The sequence below is a fragment of the Rhodohalobacter sp. genome, from assembly GCF_034521535.1.
Lineage (GTDB): Bacteria > Bacteroidota > Rhodothermia > Balneolales > Balneolaceae > Rhodohalobacter.
This window is the reverse complement of record NZ_JAXHMF010000005.1, coordinates 1-22,872: the sequence shown is the minus strand read 5'-3', so window position 1 is coordinate 22,872 and position 22,872 is coordinate 1. Positions and strand designations below refer to the sequence as shown.

39 protein-coding genes and 4 pseudogenes are annotated in these 22,872 nt (G+C 43.6%); 16 read left to right on the top strand and 27 right to left on the bottom strand.

All coding sequences use genetic code 11. The features are described from left to right. The first annotated feature begins 44 nt into the window (after nucleotides 1-44). From U5K35_RS06485 to U5K35_RS06460, 6 genes are all read left to right on the top strand, one after another. Nucleotides 45-662, top strand: a complete 618-nt coding sequence (locus U5K35_RS06485; RefSeq protein WP_322571767.1) for a hypothetical protein — start codon at nucleotides 45-47, stop codon at nucleotides 660-662. Then, the gene (locus U5K35_RS06480; RefSeq protein WP_322571743.1) at nucleotides 547-828 is read left to right on the top strand and encodes a hypothetical protein; all 282 of its coding nucleotides are present in this window, start codon (nucleotides 547-549) and stop codon (nucleotides 826-828) included. Before U5K35_RS06485 ends, U5K35_RS06480 begins: the two co-directional genes overlap by 116 nt. A gap of 513 nt (nucleotides 829-1,341) precedes the next feature. Then, entirely contained in the window at nucleotides 1,342-1,947 is a 606-nt protein-coding gene (locus U5K35_RS06475; RefSeq protein ID WP_322570660.1) for a hypothetical protein, read from the top strand. 12 nt (nucleotides 1,948-1,959) lie between these two features. After that, nucleotides 1,960-2,181 carry a hypothetical protein gene (locus U5K35_RS06470; protein ID WP_322570659.1) on the top strand — a complete coding sequence of 74 codons (222 nt, stop codon included), beginning with the start codon at nucleotides 1,960-1,962 and terminating at the stop codon, nucleotides 2,179-2,181. Beyond that, nucleotides 2,171-2,482 carry a hypothetical protein gene (locus U5K35_RS06465; RefSeq protein WP_322570658.1) on the top strand — a complete coding sequence of 104 codons (312 nt, stop codon included), beginning with the start codon at nucleotides 2,171-2,173 and terminating at the stop codon, nucleotides 2,480-2,482. The genes U5K35_RS06470 and U5K35_RS06465 overlap by 11 nt, the downstream gene beginning before the upstream one ends. Before the next feature lie 153 nt (nucleotides 2,483-2,635). Further along, nucleotides 2,636-3,274, top strand: coding sequence for a hypothetical protein (locus tag U5K35_RS06460; protein ID WP_322570657.1), 639 nt, complete (start codon nucleotides 2,636-2,638; stop codon nucleotides 3,272-3,274). A 162-nt stretch (nucleotides 3,275-3,436) separates the two neighbouring features. Here U5K35_RS06460 and lnt read toward each other — a convergent pair whose 3' ends face one another. From lnt to U5K35_RS06435, 5 genes and pseudogenes are all read right to left on the bottom strand, one after another. Next, entirely contained in the window at nucleotides 3,437-4,186 is a 750-nt protein-coding gene (lnt, locus tag U5K35_RS06455; protein WP_322571742.1) for an apolipoprotein N-acyltransferase, read from the bottom strand. Further along, entirely contained in the window at nucleotides 4,093-4,344 is a 252-nt protein-coding gene (locus tag U5K35_RS06450) for a hypothetical protein (protein ID WP_322570656.1), read from the bottom strand. The genes lnt and U5K35_RS06450 overlap by 94 nt, the downstream gene beginning before the upstream one ends. Further along, nucleotides 4,328-5,020: a hypothetical protein gene (locus U5K35_RS06445; RefSeq protein ID WP_322570655.1), complete on the bottom strand. Its 693-nt coding sequence runs from the start codon at nucleotides 5,018-5,020 to the stop codon at nucleotides 4,328-4,330. Before U5K35_RS06445 ends, U5K35_RS06450 begins: the two co-directional genes overlap by 17 nt. Nucleotides 5,021-5,045: 25 nt before the next feature. Beyond that, nucleotides 5,046-5,309 (bottom strand): annotated as a pseudogene (locus U5K35_RS06440) (SAM-dependent methyltransferase); the annotation flags it as partial. A 63-nt stretch (nucleotides 5,310-5,372) separates the two neighbouring features. Beyond that, nucleotides 5,373-5,717 (bottom strand): SAM-dependent methyltransferase, encoded by a 345-nt coding sequence (locus U5K35_RS06435; RefSeq protein ID WP_322571741.1) that lies wholly within the window; start codon nucleotides 5,715-5,717, stop codon nucleotides 5,373-5,375. A 491-nt stretch (nucleotides 5,718-6,208) separates the two neighbouring features. Here U5K35_RS06435 and U5K35_RS06430 point away from each other — a divergent pair, with 491 nt between their 5' ends. The 7 genes from U5K35_RS06430 (at nucleotide 6,209) to U5K35_RS06400 (ending at nucleotide 10,471) form a co-directional block, all read left to right on the top strand. Next, nucleotides 6,209-7,099, top strand: coding sequence for a hypothetical protein (locus tag U5K35_RS06430; RefSeq protein ID WP_322570654.1), 891 nt, complete (start codon nucleotides 6,209-6,211; stop codon nucleotides 7,097-7,099). Beyond that, nucleotides 7,096-7,305 (top strand): hypothetical protein, encoded by a 210-nt coding sequence (locus U5K35_RS06425; RefSeq protein WP_322570653.1) that lies wholly within the window; start codon nucleotides 7,096-7,098, stop codon nucleotides 7,303-7,305. Before U5K35_RS06430 ends, U5K35_RS06425 begins: the two co-directional genes overlap by 4 nt. A gap of 162 nt (nucleotides 7,306-7,467) precedes the next feature. Beyond that, nucleotides 7,468-7,854, top strand: coding sequence for a VOC family protein (locus U5K35_RS06420; RefSeq protein WP_322570652.1), 387 nt, complete (start codon nucleotides 7,468-7,470; stop codon nucleotides 7,852-7,854). Further along, complete coding sequence (locus tag U5K35_RS06415) at nucleotides 7,838-8,185, top strand: hypothetical protein (protein WP_322570651.1); 348 nt, start codon at nucleotides 7,838-7,840, stop codon at nucleotides 8,183-8,185. Before U5K35_RS06420 ends, U5K35_RS06415 begins: the two co-directional genes overlap by 17 nt. Before the next feature lie 44 nt (nucleotides 8,186-8,229). After that, the gene (locus U5K35_RS06410) at nucleotides 8,230-8,808 is read left to right on the top strand and encodes a hypothetical protein (RefSeq protein WP_322570650.1); all 579 of its coding nucleotides are present in this window, start codon (nucleotides 8,230-8,232) and stop codon (nucleotides 8,806-8,808) included. A 246-nt stretch (nucleotides 8,809-9,054) separates the two neighbouring features. Next, nucleotides 9,055-9,726 carry a response regulator transcription factor gene (locus tag U5K35_RS06405; RefSeq protein ID WP_322570649.1) on the top strand — a complete coding sequence of 224 codons (672 nt, stop codon included), beginning with the start codon at nucleotides 9,055-9,057 and terminating at the stop codon, nucleotides 9,724-9,726. Between the two features lie 67 nt (nucleotides 9,727-9,793). After that, nucleotides 9,794-10,471, top strand: a complete 678-nt coding sequence (locus tag U5K35_RS06400; protein ID WP_322570648.1) for an RNA methyltransferase — start codon at nucleotides 9,794-9,796, stop codon at nucleotides 10,469-10,471. A 182-nt stretch (nucleotides 10,472-10,653) separates the two neighbouring features. Here U5K35_RS06400 and U5K35_RS06395 read toward each other — a convergent pair whose 3' ends face one another. The 16 genes and pseudogenes from U5K35_RS06395 to U5K35_RS06325 form a co-directional block, all read right to left on the bottom strand. Then, nucleotides 10,654-10,797 carry a hypothetical protein gene (locus U5K35_RS06395; RefSeq protein WP_322570647.1) on the bottom strand — a complete coding sequence of 48 codons (144 nt, stop codon included), beginning with the start codon at nucleotides 10,795-10,797 and terminating at the stop codon, nucleotides 10,654-10,656. Between the two features lie 4 nt (nucleotides 10,798-10,801). Continuing rightward, nucleotides 10,802-11,218, bottom strand: coding sequence for a M28 family peptidase (locus U5K35_RS06390; protein ID WP_322570646.1), 417 nt, complete (start codon nucleotides 11,216-11,218; stop codon nucleotides 10,802-10,804). Continuing rightward, on the bottom strand, nucleotides 11,169-12,071 hold the full coding sequence (locus tag U5K35_RS06385) for a M28 family peptidase (RefSeq protein ID WP_322570645.1): 903 nt from the start codon (nucleotides 12,069-12,071) through the stop codon (nucleotides 11,169-11,171). Before U5K35_RS06385 ends, U5K35_RS06390 begins: the two co-directional genes overlap by 50 nt. Nucleotides 12,072-12,169: 98 nt before the next feature. Next, entirely contained in the window at nucleotides 12,170-12,490 is a 321-nt protein-coding gene (locus tag U5K35_RS06380; RefSeq protein WP_322570644.1) for a M23 family metallopeptidase, read from the bottom strand. Beyond that, the gene (locus U5K35_RS06375) at nucleotides 12,462-12,911 is read right to left on the bottom strand and encodes a hypothetical protein (protein ID WP_322570643.1); all 450 of its coding nucleotides are present in this window, start codon (nucleotides 12,909-12,911) and stop codon (nucleotides 12,462-12,464) included. Before U5K35_RS06375 ends, U5K35_RS06380 begins: the two co-directional genes overlap by 29 nt. A gap of 324 nt (nucleotides 12,912-13,235) precedes the next feature. After that, nucleotides 13,236-13,724, bottom strand: a pseudogene (locus tag U5K35_RS06370) (hypothetical protein). After that, nucleotides 13,690-13,797, bottom strand: coding sequence for a hypothetical protein (locus U5K35_RS06365; protein ID WP_322570642.1), 108 nt, complete (start codon nucleotides 13,795-13,797; stop codon nucleotides 13,690-13,692). The pseudogene U5K35_RS06370 and the gene U5K35_RS06365 overlap by 35 nt, the downstream one beginning before the upstream one ends. Then, a complete protein-coding gene (locus tag U5K35_RS06360) occupies nucleotides 13,764-14,273 on the bottom strand; it encodes a hypothetical protein (RefSeq protein WP_322570641.1) in 510 nt (169 codons plus the stop codon). The genes U5K35_RS06365 and U5K35_RS06360 overlap by 34 nt, the downstream gene beginning before the upstream one ends. 20 nt (nucleotides 14,274-14,293) lie before the next feature. Then, nucleotides 14,294-14,593: a ribosome hibernation-promoting factor, HPF/YfiA family gene (gene hpf, locus U5K35_RS06355; protein ID WP_322570640.1), complete on the bottom strand. Its 300-nt coding sequence runs from the start codon at nucleotides 14,591-14,593 to the stop codon at nucleotides 14,294-14,296. A gap of 44 nt (nucleotides 14,594-14,637) precedes the next feature. Next, the gene (locus tag U5K35_RS06350) at nucleotides 14,638-14,781 is read right to left on the bottom strand and encodes a tyrosine-type recombinase/integrase (protein ID WP_322570639.1); all 144 of its coding nucleotides are present in this window, start codon (nucleotides 14,779-14,781) and stop codon (nucleotides 14,638-14,640) included. 13 nt (nucleotides 14,782-14,794) lie between these two features. Further along, entirely contained in the window at nucleotides 14,795-15,046 is a 252-nt protein-coding gene (locus U5K35_RS06345; protein ID WP_322570638.1) for a hypothetical protein, read from the bottom strand. 22 nt (nucleotides 15,047-15,068) lie between these two features. Next, entirely contained in the window at nucleotides 15,069-15,188 is a 120-nt protein-coding gene (locus U5K35_RS19560) for a hypothetical protein (RefSeq protein WP_416221615.1), read from the bottom strand. Between the two features lie 7 nt (nucleotides 15,189-15,195). Then, nucleotides 15,196-15,561, bottom strand: coding sequence for a site-specific integrase (locus tag U5K35_RS06340; protein WP_322570637.1), 366 nt, complete (start codon nucleotides 15,559-15,561; stop codon nucleotides 15,196-15,198). A 140-nt stretch (nucleotides 15,562-15,701) separates the two neighbouring features. Further along, nucleotides 15,702-16,178 (bottom strand): glycosyltransferase, encoded by a 477-nt coding sequence (locus U5K35_RS06335; protein WP_322570636.1) that lies wholly within the window; start codon nucleotides 16,176-16,178, stop codon nucleotides 15,702-15,704. Nucleotides 16,179-16,182: 4 nt separating this feature from the next. Continuing rightward, nucleotides 16,183-16,548, bottom strand: coding sequence for a glycosyltransferase (locus tag U5K35_RS06330; RefSeq protein WP_322570635.1), 366 nt, complete (start codon nucleotides 16,546-16,548; stop codon nucleotides 16,183-16,185). Further along, nucleotides 16,511-16,681 carry a glycosyltransferase gene (locus U5K35_RS06325; RefSeq protein WP_322571740.1) on the bottom strand — a complete coding sequence of 57 codons (171 nt, stop codon included), beginning with the start codon at nucleotides 16,679-16,681 and terminating at the stop codon, nucleotides 16,511-16,513. The genes U5K35_RS06330 and U5K35_RS06325 overlap by 38 nt, the downstream gene beginning before the upstream one ends. Nucleotides 16,682-17,331: 650 nt before the next feature. Here U5K35_RS06325 and U5K35_RS06320 point away from each other — a divergent pair. Continuing rightward, nucleotides 17,332-17,562 (top strand): hypothetical protein, encoded by a 231-nt coding sequence (locus U5K35_RS06320; RefSeq protein ID WP_322570634.1) that lies wholly within the window; start codon nucleotides 17,332-17,334, stop codon nucleotides 17,560-17,562. Between the two features lie 573 nt (nucleotides 17,563-18,135). Here U5K35_RS06320 and U5K35_RS06315 read toward each other — a convergent pair. Next, a complete protein-coding gene (locus U5K35_RS06315) occupies nucleotides 18,136-18,594 on the bottom strand; it encodes a 1-acyl-sn-glycerol-3-phosphate acyltransferase (RefSeq protein WP_322570633.1) in 459 nt (152 codons plus the stop codon). A gap of 52 nt (nucleotides 18,595-18,646) precedes the next feature. Between U5K35_RS06315 and U5K35_RS06310 the strand changes: the two genes are divergently transcribed. Then, nucleotides 18,647-19,306, top strand: coding sequence for an O-methyltransferase (locus U5K35_RS06310; protein ID WP_322570632.1), 660 nt, complete (start codon nucleotides 18,647-18,649; stop codon nucleotides 19,304-19,306). Between the two features lie 370 nt (nucleotides 19,307-19,676). On the opposite strand, the gene U5K35_RS06305 is transcribed toward U5K35_RS06310, so the two are convergent. Together U5K35_RS06305 and U5K35_RS06300 are read right to left on the bottom strand one after the other, a co-directional pair. Continuing rightward, a complete protein-coding gene (locus U5K35_RS06305) occupies nucleotides 19,677-19,898 on the bottom strand; it encodes a hypothetical protein (RefSeq protein ID WP_322570631.1) in 222 nt (73 codons plus the stop codon). 215 nt (nucleotides 19,899-20,113) lie between these two features. Further along, a complete protein-coding gene (locus tag U5K35_RS06300; RefSeq protein WP_322570630.1) occupies nucleotides 20,114-20,296 on the bottom strand; it encodes a hypothetical protein in 183 nt (60 codons plus the stop codon). A gap of 443 nt (nucleotides 20,297-20,739) precedes the next feature. Between U5K35_RS06300 and U5K35_RS19555 the strand changes: the two are divergent. After that, a pseudogene (locus tag U5K35_RS19555) lies at nucleotides 20,740-21,993 on the top strand (glycosyltransferase); the annotation flags it as partial. Nucleotides 21,994-22,090: 97 nt separating this feature from the next. Here the strand turns inward: U5K35_RS19555 and U5K35_RS06290 are convergent. From U5K35_RS06290 to U5K35_RS06280, 3 genes and pseudogenes are all read right to left on the bottom strand, one after another. Next, nucleotides 22,091-22,312: a hypothetical protein gene (locus U5K35_RS06290; protein WP_322570628.1), complete on the bottom strand. Its 222-nt coding sequence runs from the start codon at nucleotides 22,310-22,312 to the stop codon at nucleotides 22,091-22,093. Then, nucleotides 22,293-22,427, bottom strand: a complete 135-nt coding sequence (locus U5K35_RS06285; RefSeq protein WP_322571739.1) for a hypothetical protein — start codon at nucleotides 22,425-22,427, stop codon at nucleotides 22,293-22,295. Before U5K35_RS06285 ends, U5K35_RS06290 begins: the two co-directional genes overlap by 20 nt. A 158-nt stretch (nucleotides 22,428-22,585) precedes the next feature. After that, nucleotides 22,586-22,872: pseudogene (locus U5K35_RS06280) on the bottom strand (class I SAM-dependent RNA methyltransferase); the annotation flags it as partial.

Sequence of the window (22,872 nt, the reverse complement as noted above, 5' to 3'; positions counted from 1 at the left end):
GGTTCTATTCGGGCCTTGAATCGCGGAGTTCAGGTGCAATACGCTTGCAGAACGAGCAGTCTATTGTATTGCGGGCGGAAGAGCTTGGCCCTCAACAAATTCAGATGGTTAAGCGGGTGTATCCCGGTGGGTTGAATTTGCTGAATTACTCCAACATGAGAATGTTTGTGCATGGGGAAGGATATCGAGATGATTCCAAAAGTGACAGAGGCCGGAAAGATGCCGAACTGGTGATCCGCAATGGGAACCGACCTCAATGCAAATTATTACGAATACCGCCAGCCGGTTATCTCCTTCGGATCCTGAATTACCCTACTCCACCTATAGTCACGGATGGCGGAAGGGGAGTTAGCTTTCGGATGCCGAAGCAGGTTTGGCTTTACGATGAAAACAGTATGAATGTGGTATTGGCTGCTTTTAATGAGATCAAGCAACTCAGCAGAGCAGCGCGGGATTACGGACATCAACCCAGCGGTTTGAGACTACCGCTCATGCAGGAAGGAGATGCATGCTGGCTAGAAGGTGCAACGGTCGCCATTAAGGGAAATCCGTTCTTTAGGTCGTGTAGGAGAGATATGGAATGGGATCCGAAATCCATACGATCCGGCCGATCCAAGCTCACCCGGGAGCCCAAGCCTGACTGCAGAATTTTGGCTGAATGAACTCCGTCTCTCCGGTTTTGATAACGAAAAAGGCTGGAAAGCCAATGCCAAGGCAAGTTTCAAATTGGCGGATTTTGCCACTGTAAACACCAATTTCGCTCAGAACACACCGGTTTTGGCGGCTTGGATTCCCGGTCGGGAAATCGAAGTGTGGCTGATGAATTAGGTGATGACCTGAGTTCAACGGTAAATCTCCATAAAACTAATTCCCGAATCGTTTTGGATGGAGTTTTCCGGTGACGCGTTTCAACCCGAAGAAATATTTCTACTCCAAAATTCCTTCCAAATCAGGGAGATACCCGAACCAGCAGGAATTCATCAGCGCTACCAACAATAATGATGAACTTACGGAGGCTGAGCAGGAATACAATTATTGATGAACGCCTGAACGAGTATTGAGACAGTGAGGGATAATTTCTCGATCGAATGTCTCCAACATTCAAACAAAATTCAAAAAGTAAGCTAGCACAGTACACGCATGGATAATACCACGCTTGAGCTACGTGTATAATCAGGGAAATTTGAAAAACCCGGAGACCCAGTTCCAGGATGACTGGAATTTTACTTCTTCCATTTCGTACAACCTGTCGTTCAATAATGTGAAGCTATGGCAGCCTTTTGGGTTTACTGAAGATGTTCCGGTGCTTGGGGTGATGTATCCAGTATTGGGCTCGGTTATATGCCTACTTCTATTAATGCGTCGGCCAACTTAAACCGTTCTTACAACGAAAAAAGACGCCGCCCAAGAATTGGTGATGAGGGAGAGGAGCAACTTCAACCCTTACAACAAAGCCAGACTTTCAATCATAAATCCAGCTTTGGTTTTAACTACAATTTCACTCCAAGTATCCCTATTTCATTTCGGACCAATACTAATTACGACCTTTCCGGAGCCGGGCGGTATCCAAACTCCAAAAACGGGCTCTGCGAAATAGACAGTACTTCGTACCAGCTGCGGCCTACATTTTCCAGCCTTGAAGGTATTATAACAGATACCCTTTCGGCCCGCCGATCCAACTATCAGGAAACCTATACGGCCAGCTGGAGGCCAAAGTTCAACAACATGAAGGCACTTGACTGGATGACGTATTCAACTTCATACAGTGGCGGGTATGGCTGGACCAACGGCCCAAGTGGTTCAAATCTTGGGGCAGAGGTATCAAACACCTTCGCGCTTGATCATACCCTGAAACTTTGGAGTGGGCGATCTGTTGGGTCGAATTGGCTTTTTGAGGAAATGAAAGAAGCAGACCAGGAGGAAAGTCGGGAAGTCAGCGTGCTATAGAATTCAAATAATGTGAATGCACAGGAGGGGGACGAAGCCGGTCCTGATCTGTTTAAAGATGCACAATACATTGGACGAAAATTAGTTCTTGCGCTCTTTAGCATGCAGAATATTGATATCACCTACAATCAGAATAAAACTTCCAATCAGGCCGGTTATCTTGGTGTAACTCAGAGATCTTCTATGCTTTTTTGGACCCAGGCGGACGGAATATTCACCACCAATGGGCTATAGGCTTGGTATAGCAGAGGAGATCCCGATATCGCAATTGATACAGCAAAGTCCGTCCGGCTCTTCGGTCGAGATTCCCGAAGAAAACAATACCTATAGCGATAAAATTAGTGTAGGAACCAAGCTCAGCCTGTTCTCAAATTTATCGGTTGACCTGAACTGGAGAACCGAATGGGATGAACGCGTTACCAATAACATCTCCTTAACGCCGGATGGGGAATTTACGTTCAACCGCACTGTTCAGCGGGAATATTGGATCTTCGGACTTCTGGGCTTTTGGCTCCGGTTATGGGGATCTTTTTGAACGCCAGCTGGAAACGGCTTTTGGGGATATTCATCCTGACTATAGAAATTGTACAGGTCAGGATGATGATCCGCTGATGTAGTATTAGCGATGAAACAGAAGCCGGAGGAAGTGGAGACGGCGCGATTGCACCAACAGTAAATACGCTGGCTGATGATTTTCGCTATGCTTACCTGGGAAGGCGGAAACCGTGCTGTGGGTGAAAAAGGATATACGCCCATTCCGCTGCCGAACTGGCGGGTCACATGGTCGGGCGTAGAGAAGCTGATCCCGTTCATTGGAAATGCGATGAGTGCGGCTTCACTGACGCATTCTTATCAGGGGAATTACCGCTTGGGGTGGAACCTGAACACCATCACCGGGTTGCAAGACCTCACAAGGTCTGGGTTCAATACCGGGAGAGGGTTCATTCAATCTATATACAGAATAAGGATCCTGTATGAGCCGTCGGCTTCCATAAATGTAGAGCAGCGTTTCTCCCCGCTTGCGCAGTTGAACATTACCTGGGAATCAAGTTCGAGAACACAGGCGAGCATGGATCGCAGTCGCACCACAAGCCTGGCGCTGTCAAGTTCAACCGTTACCGAGCGAACGTCACAGGGACTGAATACCACGATCAATTATACCTTCCGAAACCTGACCATCCCATTTTTCCCGAAAATTAAAAACAACGTAGATCTTTCTATAAGCGGCGGAGTGGCAGATGATACGCAAGAGAAGTTTTACCTGAATCAGGATATTGATGAAGCGTTAAGCAGCGATAATCTGACCTTTCAAGCTGATCAGTACTGACCAACAATGAACCTTTTGTAACAGGACAAACACGCATCAACGGTTCGCTGAATATTGGGTATCGGTTCTCGCAAACGGTGACTTCCAATTTTGAGTATACCTTCACCAATGTTTCTCCGAAGTCATCGGCTTTCCCACCGCGGACCAATCACGAGATCAGATTTAATTTCCGGATAGCCATTCAATCCCGATAACAGACCGGGCTCGTAAACCATTTTTTCTTGAGGCAAAAAAAGCCCCAAAACCGACAACCAAGCTCAGGCAGAGAATAGGAAGCCAGTCTCCAAAACGGGTGTAAGAAGTTTGGGTTGAGTCGGTTATAAACCTGACCGGCAAATCCTGTTCGAACCCAGATACTCCGTTTTGCTGAATGATCTCACCATTGGGGGCAATGATCCCTGAAATGCCGTTGTTGGCACTCCGGGCAACCCAGCGGTCGAACTCAATGGCACGGAGGCGGGCATAGGCAAAATGTTGATGATGTCCGGAGGTATTTCCCCACCAGCCATCGTTGGTTATAATGGTGATAAAGGAGGCCTCATTTCGAACAAATTCCCGAATCCATGATGGATATACGGAGTCGTAGCAAATCAGTCCCGGCGTTTTAAATTGAGGTGTTTCCAGCATATCGGGGCTGTTGCCTTTTCCAAACTGTTGAATGCGACCCCAGTCAACCCATCCAAATACATCCACGGCGTTAAAAAATTCAACAAAAGGCAGACGCTCTACCACAGGCACCAAATTGGCTTTTTCATAATCCGAGATGGAACCGTCAGCATTGAAAAAGAGGGCAGCATTAAAATAATTGTAGGGCAGATTCAGATTCCCGGATAAATTCCCCGGTAAAGCACATCCGTATCCGGCGCATAGGTTTTGAAAAGTCCGGTTCCGGTTATAAGTGGAATATTCCAGGATCGGGTCGAATCAGCAATGCGAAAAGCAGTGCGGGAATCAGCAAAAATAGCTCCGTCAATGGCATTTTCCGGCCAGATTATGAGCTCAGTTTCCGGTGTGATGGTGCGTTCCGTCAACACAATCAGGCTGTCTACCACTTCAGAAAGTCCACTCATTCCGGCATAATCCTGGTATGAATCGTGATTGGGCTGAACGATGGCAACGTGTACAGAATCTTGTTGAAGTCGAGATCCGCATCGTCTGTGCTATACAGAATAAGAGACCAGGCCGGAAATAGCAGAAATACTGGCTAACGTGGTGTATGCCAGGGATCTTTTTTTTAAGAATGAAAAGCTGATACGTGAGTGAAGAAGTGAACACCACCCAGAATGAGATCCCCAAAAATCCGGTTACCGAAATATATTGAATGATGCCGATCCAGTTGGACCATGCATTGCCAATAGCCAGCCAGGTCCATGAAAGATCCCAGTGATGATGAAGAAATTCGTAGCCCACCCAGGCCGATGCTTGTAACACTGAAATTAATATGGGAGAACTGCTTTTCTCGGAGAAATATTTAGCCAGGCATACACGGGAATCTGTCATCAACACGCTGTTGGCTAAGATAGCAGCAACGCCGGCCGGTACGGTTGCCATCATCAGCCAATAGGTGCCTATCAAATTCCAGACGACAAAACCGGCATAACTGTAATACGCCAACTGCTTGTAAGAATCGGTTTTTTCCGCAAGATGAAAGAACAGGATAAAAGCCGGAAAGCTTAAAAAAGTTAGATTGATGCGGCGGAAAGCTTGAATCCGAATGATACACCGGCGGTAATGGAAACCGCCCATTTATGTTCTAACCACTTACTCATAATTATTCAGAATATCCTTTTCCGGAAATCACGACTACAATTTCACCTTTTATAGAATCTCGTTGTTCAAACTCAGTTTTCAGCTCGCTTATGGTACCGCGTGTCACTTCCTCAAATTTTTTGGTGAGTTCCCGAGCAACGGCAGCCAGGCGCTCCGGTTCAAAATGTTCTTCCAGTTCGCCAAGAAGTTTTAGCAGCCGGTTGGGACTTTCATAGATCACAATGGTGAGTTCTTCTTCAGCGAGTTGTCCCAAGTCGTTTTTGACGCCCTTTTTTGTGGGGAAGAAATCCTTCGAATACGTAACGGTCGCAGGGGAGTCCGCTTGCCACTAAAGCCGTTGTTGCTGCATCGGGAACCGGGAATTACGCTTACGGTATGATCGCCTTGTTGAGCTGCGCGAACAGCTAAAAATCCCGGATCTGAGATTACCTGGCATTCCCGCATCGCTGATCAAAGCCACGTTCTGGTTGGCATCCAGAATATTCATCAAATGGCTCACTTTGCGGTGTTCATTGTGTTGATGAAACGAAAAGGTTGGTTTACTGATGCCAAAGTGCTGGAGCATATGCCCCGATTTTCGGGTGTCTTCGCAGGCAATGTAATCTACCGAATTGAGGACCTCTGCAGCGCGCGGTGAGAGATCATTCAGATTTCCAATAGGGGTAGCAACGATATATAAGAGTAGACACTGATTTTTTATTGAATTTGAAAGTCCACAAATATCAAACTACCTCACCCCAAAAACAAACATGAGTCGATTCATTATTTACTAAATAAGCAGTTTACCCCAAAAAGATAGTAGGGGAACAAGTCTGAGGCTTTTGATTAATACAAAAACCTGGCATGTATAATTTTATTAAAAGATTATCTCAAAAACAGAAAGCCAATTTTTAAAACAGTAACTTTATATGTCAGTTTGAAATCAGCGCTAAAATAATCTGTTAGTAATTTAAATATGAAGTTTCAACTTCCCTCATTAGTGATTATCGGGATAATGATAACAGCGACCATTTTCACACCATATAGAGCGAATGCTCAACAGCAAATGGAGAAGACAGTTGCCAGATAGTATAAGCACAAAACCACAGGTTGAATCGTGCGCCATATGTGTTCATAGATTGTTCATTTTGTGATTATGATCATATCCGAAATGAAATTCCTTTTGTGAATTATGTCCGTGATCCCAAACAGGCTGATATACACGTATTCATCACGCGGACCAGATTGGGCAGAGGCGGCGCAGAATATGAGCTATCATTTATTGGACTGAAGAAATTTAATAATATCAGTTTTGATCTGGGGTATTCGGCAAATAGAAATGATACCTGGAGTGAGACTAGAGATGAGTTAAACCAGATACTTGAATCCGCGTTTATGCCCTATATCTCGCAAACAGCATTGGCAGCAGCGACTACGGTTGCAATGGATTTAGAAGATTTTGAATTCGAAGAATCAGCATCGGTTGATGATCCCTGGAATTACTGGGTCTTTGAGGCCTACCTAGGTTCCGTAAACCTGAGATTAGAATCTAACAAAAGTAACTTCAATTCAAGATGGGGTTTATTCGCCGACAGGGTGACCGAGGAATGGAAACTACGCTTCAGACCATATTTAAATTACAGCTTTGTGGAGATACAGCGAGAGGGAAAAGAATCTGTGCAAAGCACCGTTGAAAAGCATGGAATTGAATCTTATGCCATTAAAAGCATCAATGACCATTGGTCGGCCGGTTTATTTGCCAATTACGAAACGCGTAATGACCGAAATATCAAAAACAGGGTACAGGTGAATCCGGGTATTGAATATAGCCTGCTTCCTTATGATGAGGCCACACGAAAGTCGATCAATTTTCGATATCAGGTTGGGTACACTTTCGCTGACTATTTTGAAGAAACTATATTTGGTGTAACCCAGCAAAATTTATTCAGCCACGAGTTAAGGGCATCAGTAGATATTGAGCAGCCTTGGGGATCAGTTTCAGCTGGGGCAGAAGGGGCGCATTATTTCCATGACGCCACACTTAGAAGAACAGAGGTTTTGGAAGTATTTCGGTGAGGATTATTGAGGGATTGTCGTTAAGCCTGTATGCCAATTATCAAAATATTCAGGATCAACTGACCCTGCCTGCCGGTGATGCTTCTCTGGAAGATATATTATTACAGAGAAGAGAACTGGCTACAGATTTCTCATTTTATGGTTCTGTAGCTATTACATATACCTTTGGATCAGATTTCGCAAATATCGTAAATACAAGATTTTAAAAGGTGATTATGGCGCTGCATTTTCCATTTCCAGATATCGATCAAACAGAAAAAGCCTTAAAATAATACCCTATAAAACTGTTAATTTGAATTTGGAAATTCCCTTGTCGGTTGTATGTTAGTGCCCGTAATAAATGAACGTTAACCATTGTAATTTTAGGTATGAATTTTAAACCATCCGGATTAAACCACATTACAATTCGTGTAAACCGAATTGATGCTTCCAAAGAATTTTATGGGGACATCTTAGACCTCGAGCTGGTAAAAACTATGGGGCAAAGTATGGCTGTGTACAAGATCGGGGAAAAAGACACCCTTGTTATTGTTGAAGCTGAAACCAGTTACGACCCTACTTCCCGTGATTTCCGCGTTGATCATTTTGGGTTTTATGTAGACTCACCCGAGCAAGTAGATGAACTGGCAAAGTACTTCCGCGAAAAAGAGGTGACTATTATGAGCGGACCTGCAAATCGTAAAAAAGGGCGATTCCTCTTTGTTTCTGATCCGGATGGCAATATGATCGAATATTTTTATGAGGAAGAAGAATGACATAGAGTCCGAGCTGGATCAGAAAGAGTTCGAGAATGAAATTGATCGAGACTTAAGCGATCAATTCAACAAACTTGATGTACAAGAGAAACTCACCAAAGACAAAAACCCATATGTTTTGGGGTTTATGAATTTCTTTGTACCGCTGGTCTTTTTAGAGGCTTTCTATTGGGTGATAAAGGCTAACGTCAATTTTTTTTCATTTGGACTTTCGCTCGAATTCTTTGGGAAAATGGATCCCTTTATACATAGCGATTTTGATATTATGTGTGAATTCGGTGCTCAAAAAAGATCGGCATTAGATTCAATCATCGACAGATGGCCTTTTTGAAATTGAGTGCAGCCAGCCCATTATTTTAAAATGACCAAATTTTTATGCGAGAAGTTTTGAGATCATCTACTGCTACGTATCCGATTGAAGTGCCCTTCAGACTCATTGAAACGGGAGAGAGATCGGAGGAAAAACCACTGATACTGTATCTCCATGGCTTCAATCAAAACATGGATTATTTTGAAAAGAAAATGGAACCGTTGCTTCAACTGAATGCATACCATCTATTTATTCAGGGCCCATATCCCATTTACGACACCACCCGGAAAAAAGACCTTTCAAAATGGGGAAGAGCATGGTATTTGTATGATGGAGGACAAGAGCAGTTTATACACTCACTGGAAAAAGCCTCCGGGTTTATACAAGGCATACTCGATGACCTGAAAGCAGATATCAGCTACAGCCGGCTTTGTGTATTTGGATATTCGATGGGAGGCTACCTGGGAGGATATTTTGCACTTTCACGTCCTTCGTATGTTCAAGATTTGATAGTGGCAGGTGGGCGCATAAAAACCGAAGTGTTTGATGGAAAAAGGGAAAAAGCTGATCATATCAATATTTTGGCATTGCATGGTAGATGCGGATACAAGCGTGTATCCCGAACCACAAAAAGAGATGTATAGAATTGTTGAAGGCAGAAGGTTTCAATGCAACTTTTAAGCTGCTAAATGCAAAACATAAACTTACCGAACCTTATTTAGCAGAAGCTAAAAAATGGTTGTTTGACATGGGTTATGTTGAATCCTGAAAAATTAAGTTATACTTTTGACTCTAATGTTTGTTAGGTTATTTTAATACCTGATTTGCAATGCAGTTCGAAATCATTTCGATCCCGTAAAAAAAGAGCTACTATTAAACTGGCATAGAAGATGAATATACTTGTTATTGAAGATGATCCTTCCGTTCGCACCCTTGTGAAGGCTGTTTTGGAGCATAATGGCAATAGTGTTTCAACCGCTGACAATGCTACCGATGGAGAATCCACCGCAATAAAAGATGATTACGATATGATCATCCTGGATCTCGGTTTACCAGACGGCGATGGCTACGAAGTTTGTAAGAATATACGTGGCAAAAATGTGACCACTCCCGTTCTTATTTTGTCCGGTGAGCAGGAAACAGATGTAAAGGTGAAATGCCTTAAAGTAGGAGCCGATGATTATCTCACCAAGCCCTTTAATACCGAAGAACTTATTGCACGGATGGACGCTATTAAGCGACGTTCAGAATCTTCGGGCGATCAGCAGTTGGTTTGCGGAGAGTTGAAAGTAGATATGCTGAAACGAGAAGTTACGGTAAATGGTGAGAAGACCTCGCTAACCAATAATGAGTTTAACCTGTTGGTTTATTTTATGAAGAATAGAAACAGAGTGATCTCTCAGGAAGAATTAGCAGAGAAAGTATGGGACATTCATTTTGATACGCAAACAAATTACATCAACGTGTATATCAGTTATCTGCGTAAAAAGATCCGGGAGCATACGGATGTAGATTATGTTGAGACCATCCGCAAAAAAGGATTTTTATTTCGTTGTGAATAAATTAGAAATGTAATACAACTTTTAAGCCTCGTACATCACTAAGTTGTGCGAGGCTTTTTTTTATTCTATGGACTCACAAAAAAAACAAGATCTGATAACGTATCTGCGGGAATTTTCCACGGAATCGCGATGGGAGAGAATTCAGGAAATCGTACATAAGCGAACCCGTCATCTCACCGTAGTAGTGGAAGATATTTACCAGCCTCATAACGCCAGCGCTGTTCTTCGAAGTTGTGATGGATTTGGGATTCAGGATGTGCATATCATCGAAAATAAAAATGAATTTGAAGCCTCTAGTCAGGTGACAATAGGGGCCGATCAGTGGCTGACTATTCATCGTTACAATCAACCCAACGTGGACAATACGGAGCTCTGCTTCAACAGGTTGAAAGATCAGGGATATAAAATTATTGCTACAACTCCACATAAAAATGATACCAGCCTTAATGATCTCGATATTTCAGGGAAAACAGCATTGGTTTTCGGTTCAGAGATTGATGGTATCAGCGACCGGGCTATGGAGTTGGCCGATGGATTCATGAAGATTCCCATGTATGGATTTAGTGAGAGTTTCAATATCTCGGTAAGTGCGGCTGTGTGTTTGTATAACCTCACACGCCGGCTGCGATCTTCGGAAATTCCCTGGACGCTCAATAACGAAGAAATGCAAGATTTGAAGCTGAAGTGGTTGCGTCAGTCCATCCGTGCCGGAGAGGAACTCGAGAAAGCTTTTCTTGAAACATGAGTTTGATTATAAAACGCAGTCTGAAGATAACTCAAAAAGCTTATATAGGTCATTCCCGTCGCAGACGTGAATCTAATAGCTTGCCATGCAACGCGATGACGCCCAGAAAACAATAGACTTCAGGCCTGCCTGCCGCAACGCATTCGCCGTGAAATGACCACAGGCTCTACCATATGACCAATTCAATAAATGAACTTAGGTTTTAAGGAATCTAGCTGCCATCCTATTTCATCTGGCAGGCGTTCTTCCAGATCCGCAACAGCGTAGGCGAAAACAGCCATAGTTGCCACGCATTCGTTGAAATCTTCTTTATCCAGTTTGTCCATAGTATCAGCGGCGGTGTGATGGTACCAGAAATATCGGGAGCCGTCTACAACCAATCCCATGCCGGGCACTCATCTCACGCATCAGGGGACCAATATCAGCTCCTCCGCCACCTTTTGTGACTTCTCCGGATTCAATGGGGTGAAGCAGCGTTCCTATCTCTGAAAGTATTTCGTAGGCTTCTTCACTCCCCGAGAATCCAAATCCAACCGGATCAAATACTCCGGCATCCGACTCCATGGCCAGCACGTGATTCTCCAGAGATCGCTCTTCTTCTTTCACCCAGCGGTGATATTCGTTACCGCCCTGTATGCCAACTTCTTCGCTCGTCCACAGCACCACCCGAATTGTTCGTTTGGGTTTGATGCCCAACTCATTCATAAGTCGCACCGCTTCCCAGGCTGCATCTGCCTCCGCCATCATCCATCACGCCTTCGCCTACATCCCAGGAGTCAATATGTCCACCCAGCACAATGATCTCATCAGGGAAATCAGTTCCTTCAATCTCAGCTATAATATTTCGGGATTCAGCATCCGGTAACGTTTCAGCGTCCATTTTAAGGCGAATTTCAATAGGTTCTCCACGGTCGTAAAGTCGCTGTATCAACATCGCATCTTCGATGGTAATGGCAGCGTGCGGAATCTTTTTTACTTCCTCATCATAATACATCACGCCGGTGTGTGGGGTTTGCATGGAGTAGGGCGTAACCGAGCGTATCAAACTTGCCACTGCTCCGTGCCTGGCCGCTTCAATAGCGCCATTGGTCCTGTACTGAACGGTACGTCCATATGAGGTGAATTCTGCGTTAAACAGCACGATCTTTCCCTCCACCTGATCGCTCACCTTTTCAAGTTCCTCGAAGTTTTGCACCACGATCACTTCTGCCGTTATTCCACCCTCAGCGGTTCCAATACTGCCGCCCAAACCAAGCATGGGCAAGTCTTTTGTTCGGGGTGAAAGGAGGGTTGCCGATTCCCCGTTACGTTTCCAGTTTGGCACCATAACAGGTTGCGTCCAAACGCGGTCAAAACCATCATTCTCCATTGTTTCCACGATCCAGTCGATAGACTGCTCCAGGTTTTCTGTTCCCGGAAATCGTGGTCCATACGTGTCGGCCATGTAGGTAAGCCGTTCCCAGGCCAGGTTACTTTCCATGGCCGTATCGATGAGTTTTTGGGCATTTTCTCGATGTTCCTGGGAAAGAACAGATTGGGATTGGATAGGAGCATTCCATAAAAACAAGAATGCAATAATGGAGGATAGCAGGTATTTCATGGAACAGGGGTTTGGTTGATCTTAGGTGCTCCTAAAGTAAGGGAAAAGCCCGAATTGATTCCATAAAAAAAGCCACCAAAGCAGGTGGCTTGCAATTCTTAGTCGAGGGCGTTTTGGTTCGTTTCCGATATCTCTTTGAAGAGCGCATATTCTTCTGGTGAAGTATTTGCGAAGAGATAATAAAGTGGATCCACCGGCTGACCTTTATAGTGAACTTCATAATGAAGGTGAGGTCCTTCCGAAAGGCCTGAATCTCCAGCCATAGCAATTTGCTGGCCCCGGGTAACTCGAGTTCCTCTTTTAATGCCTTTTGCAAATCCTGAGAGGTGAGCATACATGGTTTCATAGCCATGGCCATGATCCAAGATAACAACCAGACCGAGCGTGCTCTTACGTCCGGCAAATTTTACAACGGCCATTTCCGGTCGAAAGAACTTCATCTCCAACATCAGCACGAAAATCCAATCCGTTATGAGGACGTGGATAGCCGAGAATAGGATGGTTCCGCATACCAAAACCACTCAACAAAATACCTGCTGTTGGTTTAATTGCGGGTATATGGCTCATCCGCTCTTTGTTGTTATTATACTGCTGCTTGATCTCCTCAAAACTCAGTTTTTGAATTCCGATCTTCCGTTCCAGGTTATCGATCTTAGAAGCCGTCCATTTCAACAGCTCAGAAGTGGATTCACTGTACACATCAAATTCTCTGTAAGGATCAGTACCGCCAATACCGGCCTGACGTTCTTCATACGATAGCTTCTCCATCCCAAGCACAGAGCGGTAGAGTTCATTGTCTTTCTGGGCAATTTCGTTGATCTGAGTATCTAAGCTGAACAAGAGCAGCTTTGAGTTTCTTCAAGCTGAGCTGAGAGCACTTCATTTTCAGCTTTAAGAGCAAGTTCAGCAGGAGTTCCTATATAAGTGGAAAGCAGAATGATGCCGATACCGGTTAAGTACAACTCCGGATAAAATCCAGATAGATAAGTTATATACAACTTGCTCAATGCGATTATACTTCAATAGGTACAAAATCGCAATTTGATTCGTCGTAGTAGTAATGATTCTTTATAGACATATACTAACCTTGATTCGAAAACTTGTTAAAGATAGGAAGCTGAGCTTCACATTCAAAGAGTGAGTGCCAAACTCTAATGTTACAAATTATTCCATATCACCTTCAAAATATTCAATGGCTCGCCTGGGTGTCATTTCTCGTCCTTTTGTCTTCTCCCCAATGCTCGATTTTATCCGCTCCTGAAAGGCTTTAGCGGGATCGTACCCATAATGTTTAAGCAGGTAATTCATGGCAATTACTTCGGCAATTACGGTAATGTTTTTTCCAGGGGTGATGGGTAAGTGAATGAGAGGAATATCTAGCTCTAGAATATTTACCGAATCGTTATTCAGCCCTGTACGTTCTACATCTCGTGTTTCATCCCATAAATGTAAGTTCAAGGACTACTTCCAATTCGTTTTTGATAGCGGATAGCCCGAATTCCAAACATGGACATCACATCCACAATACCGAGATCCCCGAATTTCCATAAAATGCTTACTCATTTCAGTAGCTGATGACATCAACACATTGTTCTTTTTGGTGAGCATGACCACATCATCAGCTACCAGGCGGTGGCCGCGTTCTACTAAGATCTAGGGCCACTTCACTTTTGCCAATTCCTGATTTACCGGCTACCAAAATTCCAATTCCATATACATCCACCATAGAGCCATGAACCATGGTTTGTATGGCAAATTGGTCTTCCATAAAATCCCGCAGTATGTACATAAACCGCGGTGGTCTCCAGCGGGATGGAGTAAACGGGGATACCCGCTTTTTTCGCATATTTCAAGCAAATAATCTGGCAGTTCATTGCTATCGGTCAAAAAGATGACCGGTAGATCAAACTGTGTGATGTTTCGGAAGGCTTCTTTCTGTTTATCTTCTCCCATATGTTCCAGAAACTGGGTTTCCGTATTCCCAATAATCTGTATACGCTGATGGGTGAAAAGTTCGATATAGCCTGCAAGGGCCAATCCCGGACGGTGTAAGTCGGCTTCAACTACATAGCGGTCGCCACTGCAGTTTTGGGCCACACACGATTCAATTTTGATATTCACACGTTCCCTTAGTTTTTCAACCAAATAGGCAACGGTGATCTTTTCTTTTCTTGGGATTGGCTCCTGAGGCGAAAATGGCATTCGTTTATATTATAGATTAATTAGTTGGTTGCGTGCATTTTTTCTTTATAACGCTTGAGCTGCCGGCTAATAATATCAATAGCATTATGTATGGCCTGCTCGTATGAAGTACCCTTTTCTTTTACGGTAAGTACTTTGCGGGGCACTTTAACAATCAGTTCTGCCTGTTGTGGAGCATCGTCATCGGGGGTGGGTTCTAAAATGATATCACACATTACTATGCGGTCATAAAATTGTTCCAGTTTCTCCACACTGTCTCTGCAATATTGTTGGAGGTCTGCGCTTGCTTCAAAATGGCGTGCTGTGAATGTAGTTTTCATTATGATACTCCTTATTAGTTAGGGTTTATTTAATGATTGATTTATTATGTTTTTGCTCTTGGATGGGCTTGCTCATACACATTTTTCAGTCTCTCGATGCTGGTATGTGTATAAACCTGCGTTGCCGCAAGGTTGGCATGCCCCAAGAATTCTTTGATCACTCGGATGTCGGCTCCATTATCTAACATATGTGTCGCAAAACTATGCCGTAAGCACATGCGGACTTTTTTGGGTGACTTCACTTGTTTTCTTTAAATATTTTTCCACCATATAGCTGAACAGCCTTGTCATAAATCCGCTGTCCGCTTGCAGCCAGGAAAAGAGACTGCTTGGCATCGCGGTCGGTTCGGTCTCCATATAAGTTCTGTTCTTTTTGCCATGAAGTCTTTCAAAATACGATACAACTGTTTTTCCCAATGGAATAATTCGTTGTTTATTGCCTTTTCCTTGCACGCTTACCTGATTCTGTTCAAGATCAATATCTGTTATGTTTAAATCCTGTTAATTCACTCAGTCGCATTCCCGTTCCATAAAATAACTCAAGGATGGCCCTGTTTTGTAAACCACGAGCTGTATCGATGTCCACCGCATCCATCATGCGTTCAATATCTTCTTTTGTTGCCGTTTTTGGGAGTGATTGATCTGTCTTTGGGAACCACTAATAAATGTGCCGGGTTTTTGTCGATGTATCCTCTTTTAAAGCAGTACTTAAAAAAAGAACGAAGCGCAGCAACTTTTCGTGCGATAGAACTTTTAGCCAAGCCCTGTTCCGAAAGCTCTCCCAGCCACAGGCGGATAGTCAATCGTGTGATGCAGGTGACATCTATATCTTCCGCAGATTCCTGTTCCGTTTCGGCCGTAAATGTTAGAAATGACTCAAGGTCGTTTTGATAAGACGTGATGGTATGTTTAGAAGCATTGCGTTCTACAGACAGATATTTCAGGTATTTTTCGATCAATGCTTTCATTACGTAAATATGTCTATCAATCCGCAGAAAAGAAAACAAATAATAGTAAATGGGAAATGAATTTTACTCACACGTCACGACCTTTCCAGGTGGCTTTTTTGCCGGTATAATGATCCCATAAACAGCGAATGCCAAGCACTTCATACCAAAAGAATGGTAATAGGCTGAAGCAGGCTGATCAAAGGATTCCATTTAAACCTGAGATCCAACAGCCAGCGCTGCATCAAAAAAATGGCGATCAAAATTCCGGCTATCATTTTTTGTTGGGGTGAGCCGAAGCCAAGTGCCACAAATGGGATCACAAAAACAATAATCTGCATGGCGGCCATAAATAGAAAGAGGGGGAGATTACGCCCAAAGCCGACAAAGAAATTCTTCCGAAGCCCTTCAAAAAGTTCATGGTGACTTTGATACATCCGGCAGTTTACGTCGTATCCACTCCGTCGTACATAGTGATGCTTAGCCCGTTTCGTTTTATCTTGCCGGGCCAGTTCTACATCCTCCACAATTTCTTGCCGGACCGAAGTGTGTCCCCCGATCTTGTCATAGGCATCACGATTGAACGCTATGAACTGACCACAAGCAGCAGCAAAAGCCGGGGCAAATTTCTGGCGCATAGATCTAGGTAGCCAAAGGGGATTTTTCTCTACATATTTGGCCGGCAGTAAAGTGTATAAGACCAAGGTATATCATTGGAATGATCATTTTTTCCCAGAACGTAACAACACGTTGTTTAGGCCAAACAGTTATAGTATCTGAATCCCTTAAACTACTGACAGCCTTCGAAATAGCATCCTCTTCAAGCCAGACATCAGCATCTATAAAAACTAGGAATTCACCTTTGGCATGTTCACTTAACTGATGACAGGCCCAAGGTTTTCCCAACCAGTCAGCAGGTTTTTCTTTACCTGAAATGGTATGTACATTGTGAATGATTTCTGACAGATCTTTAAGTATTTTCGGTAGTTCTGTCGGTGGAATTATCATCCAAAACCAACACTTCAAAATTGGGGTACGATTGTTTGAGGGCAGAGGTAACACAGCGTTCAATAACGGATTCCTCATTACGGGCGGGGATGCAGATACTTACCAATGGCGCTTTCTCGGGGATATCTTCCATTGGTTTCTGATGCCTTAATGATCGAAATTCAAACCAATTACGGATGAACACAAAAAGGGTAAATGCAATGTATGAGCCGGCTATATAAAGTAATAGATCCATTGAACGAATACAGAATGCGTTAGGCGTTGCCTACCAAAAGGCTTAAATCATTTTTCATGAATATAACAACAGATTTTCAACACAGTTCCCCTTCAAAACATTTATCGGATGGAGGGTATGAATGGTGGTATTTTGACGGTCAAAGCAAAGACAGGGATTTCCATTTTGTGATCATTTTCTATCAGATCTAATCCATTTTCTACCAATTATATAAAAGAATTGTCTGATGGTATTGTTGACAAGATTCATCCTGCCATTAGTGTTTCCATTTACCACAATTCAGAACCGGTATATTATAGTTTTCTGGAGTTTGAAGAATCCGATTTTCGGTGGGATGAGCAGGAAATGGAGCTTAAGGTCGGGGAAGATTTGTTCAACTACCGACCAAAAGAAAAACAAGTTGCTGGTTAATATTCAGCTGGATCAGGAACTGGCATCCGGGCATAGTATTAAAGGGGACATTGAAGGGGAAGGGTAGCTGGACGAATCCCAGGTTGATCAACTCCGAGAGCACTGATCGTCATTCCTGGAATCTTCTTTTGCCACAGATGGACTGGGAGGTTGATCTTGCAGTGAGAGGGAAGAAGGTGGAACAGGATATTACGTTTTCAGGAATTGGATATCATGACCATAATATTGGGCAAGAGCCCATGAAGGAGAGCTTCAGAGATTGGTACTGGGGGCGCTATCATTTTGAGGAGTTTACGCTGGTTTATTATCTGATGCAAAAGCATGAATCAGGAGCAGATGGAGGCATGGCTCATAGATCGGGAAAATAAGTTGGTGTTAGAGTATTTCACAGAAGCGGAATTGTCTGATATTTGGAAGAAATATGTTTGGGTTGAAATCAGCCCGGAAAATTGAGTTAAAATCAAATCAACATGCTGTAAATATTCAATATAGAAATAAGATTGACGACGGCCCTTTTTATCAGCGATTTGTAGGTGATTCAATTTTAAGGTATAACGATCAAGTATATGGTGCTCAAGGGATTTCAGAATATATATATCCCAAAAATATCTATAACGAGTTGTTCTGGCCATTGGTCCATATGCGGTTGAGGTACATGGAGCAAGAGCCACATTGGGTTCAGAAATCGCCCTTAATGTATCCCTGGACGTGGTAAGCTAGGATCTTAGTTTAAAATCGGGGAGTAAATTCATCATCACTGAATCCGGATTTCTCTCTCAAGTCTGATAAAATTCGCTCTATATCCTTCTCAAATAATTCAGTTAATTCATTCTTGCTTAATGATTTATTATGATTAACTGATTTTCCTATAGCCAAATGAAGCTCGGGTTTACTGCTTCTGATGAAATGAGCGTAAATATCCAACCGGAACAAAATCTACATCACTCCCAAGCTGCTGATATAGCCATGCCAATCCTTGTTTGAATTCCGGCTTTTTTTCTGAAGGCCGGGGTGATGGTTCCCTCCGGATAAATGAACAGGCAGGAGTGATCTCGCTTCATAGATTCAACCGCATATCGAAGAGACCGCAATGCCGATCTTGGGTCTTCCAGGTTAATGGAAAAAGCACCGATCTTACTGAAGAATGAATACTGCCACATTTGTTTGTCCTCCATCAGGGCGCGGGCATTTTGGTGGAAGAAATGTCGGTTCAGGTACAAGGGGATGAGTCCGTCCCACCACATGTTGTGATTCATGAAATACACGGTTTTAGAATCTGATTTCGGGGTGTATTCTTGTTTCACCCAGATCTGTTTAAATCGTCGTTTTAGTGACCATTCGGTATATCGTTCAAAAAACCAGGTAAAAAAGCGGGATTCGTTGGCAGGAATAAAATGCAATGGTTCGATTTTTGGTGGAGAAAATAGGAGGTTGACCCTTATCTTTGAATCTATGAAAAAGCACAGAGGAAAACCTATCGTTCAAATTACGGATCCTGATATTGAAGAGTATGCTCTGCGAATGACAACGAGTGAGTCTGAGGATGTTAAAAAGCTCGTGGAATCATCTGATGAGCAGTTAGAGTACATCGACATGTTAAGCGGAAATATGGTGGGCCAGTTGCTAAAAATGCTCATCAAGATAAGCGGGGCACGGCGGGTTCTGGAGATCGGGACTTTTACCGGCTACTCAGCCTTGATGATGGCCGAGGCACTGCCAGAGGGCGGAGAGCTGACCACCATTGAGATGAATATTCTGTATCAGGAATTGGCTGAGAATCATTTTCGCAGCTTTGATAAAGATCAGAAGATAATCCTGATAAAAGGGGATGCAAGAGAGGAAGTGCCGAAGTTGGCCGGAGTATTTGATCTGATTTTCCTGGATGCCGATAAATTGAGCTACGCTGAGTACTATAAAAATTCGCTTGGTAAATTAGCCTCCGGAGGATTGCTGGTGGTGGATAATGTTTTGTGGGATGGCACCATTTTAGAACCCCAGGAAGAAAAAGCGATGGCCTTGGATGCATTCAACAAGGCCATAGCAGATGACGATAGAGTAGAACAAGTTCTATTACCTGTAAGAGACGGAATTACGATTATCCGAAAGAAATAATAAACGTAATGCGTTTACCGGTTATATATATGTTAAACTACAACGTCTTATTACTATTTAGTTAGCAATACATTTTATTAGATCTCCGTCTTCACGGAGAATGACGAGCGCATTGGATAATTTGTTTACGTATTGGTTGTTTCAACCTCCCAAACTACTTAGGGTCATTCCCGCGCAGGCGGGAATCTAATTGGTTTATGGGGCTAATGCGTTGCTAATCGGTATACGCGTAAACGTGATTAATTTAGAATTTTCTAAACCATTGAAGCATCGGCAATGGAACTGGAACGTAGTTCTCCCCCCGCAGCTACACCAGCAAACCCAAGTTGGAATGCTTTATCCGGATCTGTTTCGAAGCGAATGCCTGGAATTAATAAAGCTCCACCGTCATCATTACCGGTTCCTGAAATAATGAAGAATCGAATACCAAGCTAAAACGATCATTTAATTTGCTCATTCCTGCTACTGAAAACAAGGCTCTGCCACCTGAATAATCGGCTCCCCATGTTGCTCCGTATCCCGCTAAAAAACTAATGTTCTTTTGAGCATCGCCAAATCGTAAATGAAGCACATGGGAGGCAATACCGACCATAGTCGGGGGAATGCTACCAGGAGCCGGTCCCTAATGAAGTGTTCCAAAGCCGAGATGGGTGTTTTCACCAAGAGCTGATACTGTATTTAGCGGAGCCGATAATGCGGGGTGCCGAGCCAGGAAGTCAAAACACCTAACGCCAGTATTTTCACCAACACCAAATTGTAGCATCAGGCCCCATTAAAGGCTCCAGATAATGTAGCTGTCGCCTTTATTTAGTGGAGCTCCTGTAGTTGTGATAAAGTATCGGGTTGAAAATATTTCTGAGGGCCGTATACCATCCATCGGTCGGTAATCTCATCATCCCTTAAGTTCCCGGATCTCGCGTACTCTCGTGCTTTGGGAATAACAATTTCACCAAGTGACTTCCGGGTTACAATCATCACCTCTCGTGGCATCCTGATGAGAGGATTTTGCCAATGTACTCGGTTCCGTACATTTATTGACAACCAGGTAGGTTTTGGTAGAATCGATCGATGTTTGGGCATCTGTAGAGATGAGGCGTGCACAAGTGCCATACCCAAAAGCAAGAGCATAACTAGTTCTTAGAGCGTGTCATACATGAGCCCCCTTTAAAAGTTTATACATAGGATCCCCTGAGAATTATTTTCGACACTATAAGTTGGTAAATAACGAAATAAAATAGAACAGTCAGCAAAAATTATTCATTGTGGCCCAAGTACTTGTGTTTATAAGTAATACAAAGAATCGCCGAAACCTTTAGGCCTATCTTAATACGCTTAAGTGCAAAAAGTCGATGCATTACCAGCTTTAGATTGAATTTGTGTAGTTTGTAAAAAAACCATTGGAAAATGCCAACAAATAGTAAACGTACTGATTAGTGCTTGGGAAAGTGTGGCCCGAAAGCCAAATTCCTCTGCCGCCGGCTCCCGAATGATGCAGCTCATCGAATGTTTTCGGGCAGAGGGTTGGGATATCACTTTTGCCTCGGCAGCTTCAAAGACCAGGCTAATGAAACCGACCTTGGAAGAACTCGAGAAAGTCCGGAGAGAACCCATAGGACTTGACGACGTTTCTTTCGACCACTTCGTCCGCTCAGCTTGAACCCGATGTTGTGCTTTGTATCGATCGCTACATGACCGAGGAACAGTTTGGCTGTAGAGTAGCCGAGCAATGCCCCCATGCACTTCGAGTATTCTGGATACAGAAGATCTTCATTGTCTTCGCGATGCTACGATATCGATGCCTTGAAAGGAGATCGTGAAGTTACTGATATACGGATATATACAATGAGATTGCCAAAACGAGAGATTGCAAGTATTCTGCGGTGCGATCTTTCCCTGATTATTTCTTCTTATGAAATGAAGCTGCTTCGCGATGTTTTCCGGGTGGATGATTCGCTGCTTATACACCTTCCATTCATGTTATATTCTATGGATGAGAATATCGTAAGTAATTGGCTGCCTTTTGATAAAAGAAATCACTTTATATCTATTGGTAACTTCCTGGCATGAGCCGAACTGGAATGCCGTCTTGTATTTGAAGGAGGAAATCTGGCCACTTGATTCAGTAGCAGAAATTACCGAAGGCAGAGCTGCATATTTACGGAGCTTATCCATCTCAAAAAGTAGAGCAGCTTCACAATCCCGAAGTGAAGGGTTTTTGGTGAAAGGCCGGGCTGAAAGATGCGAAGGAAGTAGTTGGGAAAGCTCGTGTATTATTGGCGCCGTTGCAGGTTCGGGGCGGGACTCAAAGGCAAGCTCATTGAAGCCATGCAGTGCGGCACGCCATCGGTGACAACAAGCATTGGGGCCGAAGCCATGAATGGAGATTTGCCCTGGCCGGGGAGGATAGAAGATGATCCGGAGGCTGTTTGCTGAAGCGAGCAGTTGAATTATATCAGGAGTGAGGCGAAATGGAAGGAAGCTCGGAAATCGGGAATTCCAATCATCAATTCATCTGTACAATAGAGAAGAATTAGGACAGAAGTTGATCAATAAGAATAGAACAAGTTAGCGGAATAACCTGGATATCCCACCGCCAGAATAATTTTATGGGAGCGATGCTGCAACATCATACCGCAGCAAGTACGAAATTTATGAGTAAGTGGATAGAGGAGAAGAACAGAATCACAGATGTATCACGGATCCGGCGGATTTCACAGATAAATGCCTATGCATTATCAATCAATCAGGTTGTGATCAGATCCAAATCAGTCGACAAATCTGTGATCAATAAAGCTCATATTCCAGCAACCGTGCATCAATGGTAGAATTATAGAATTCGATGCGCTGATTGGTTCTGAGTCCGATTTTTTTAGCCAGATCAAAATTCCCGGTAAACACATAGCCCCACCAGCCGGTAGCTTCCTGCTTAAAGAAATCGCCAATGCCTTCGTAGGTAGACTCCAGATCCTTTTCATTCCCAATACGATCACCATAAGGCGGATTCAAGCATGATCACGCCGGTGTTATCATTGGGAATTTCGGTCTCACTGAAATCACATTTTTTCGTCTCTATAAGATGTTCAACCCCGGCCGTCCGTGCATTTTTGCGGGTAGCTTGAATGGCTCTGATGTCATAATCGGTGGCTATAATGCGACCTTCAAAATCTTTGTTCTGTCTTATTTCTTCAGATCAGCACGTAAGATCATCCCAGCGCTCTTCATCAAAACCAAGAATATGCTTGATGCCATAATTGGGACGTAATAATCCGGGCGCTTTATTCAAGGCCTGAAGGGCGGCTTCAATAGCGATGGTGCCGGTTGCCGCACATCGGATTCACGAAGTGCTGTCCGGGTTTCCATTTGCTGGCTAAGATGATGGGCGGCTGCCAGCGTTTCCTGCATGGGAGCGGCGCTGGTTTCGGTTCGGTATCCACGGCGAGAAATAGATTCACCGGAAGTATCCAGATAGATCTGTGCCCGGTCATTTTTCCAGAACACAAATACCACCGATTTATTCAAATTGGGCCCTGAATCAGGTCGGGTACCCGTTTTATCCCGAATGCGAT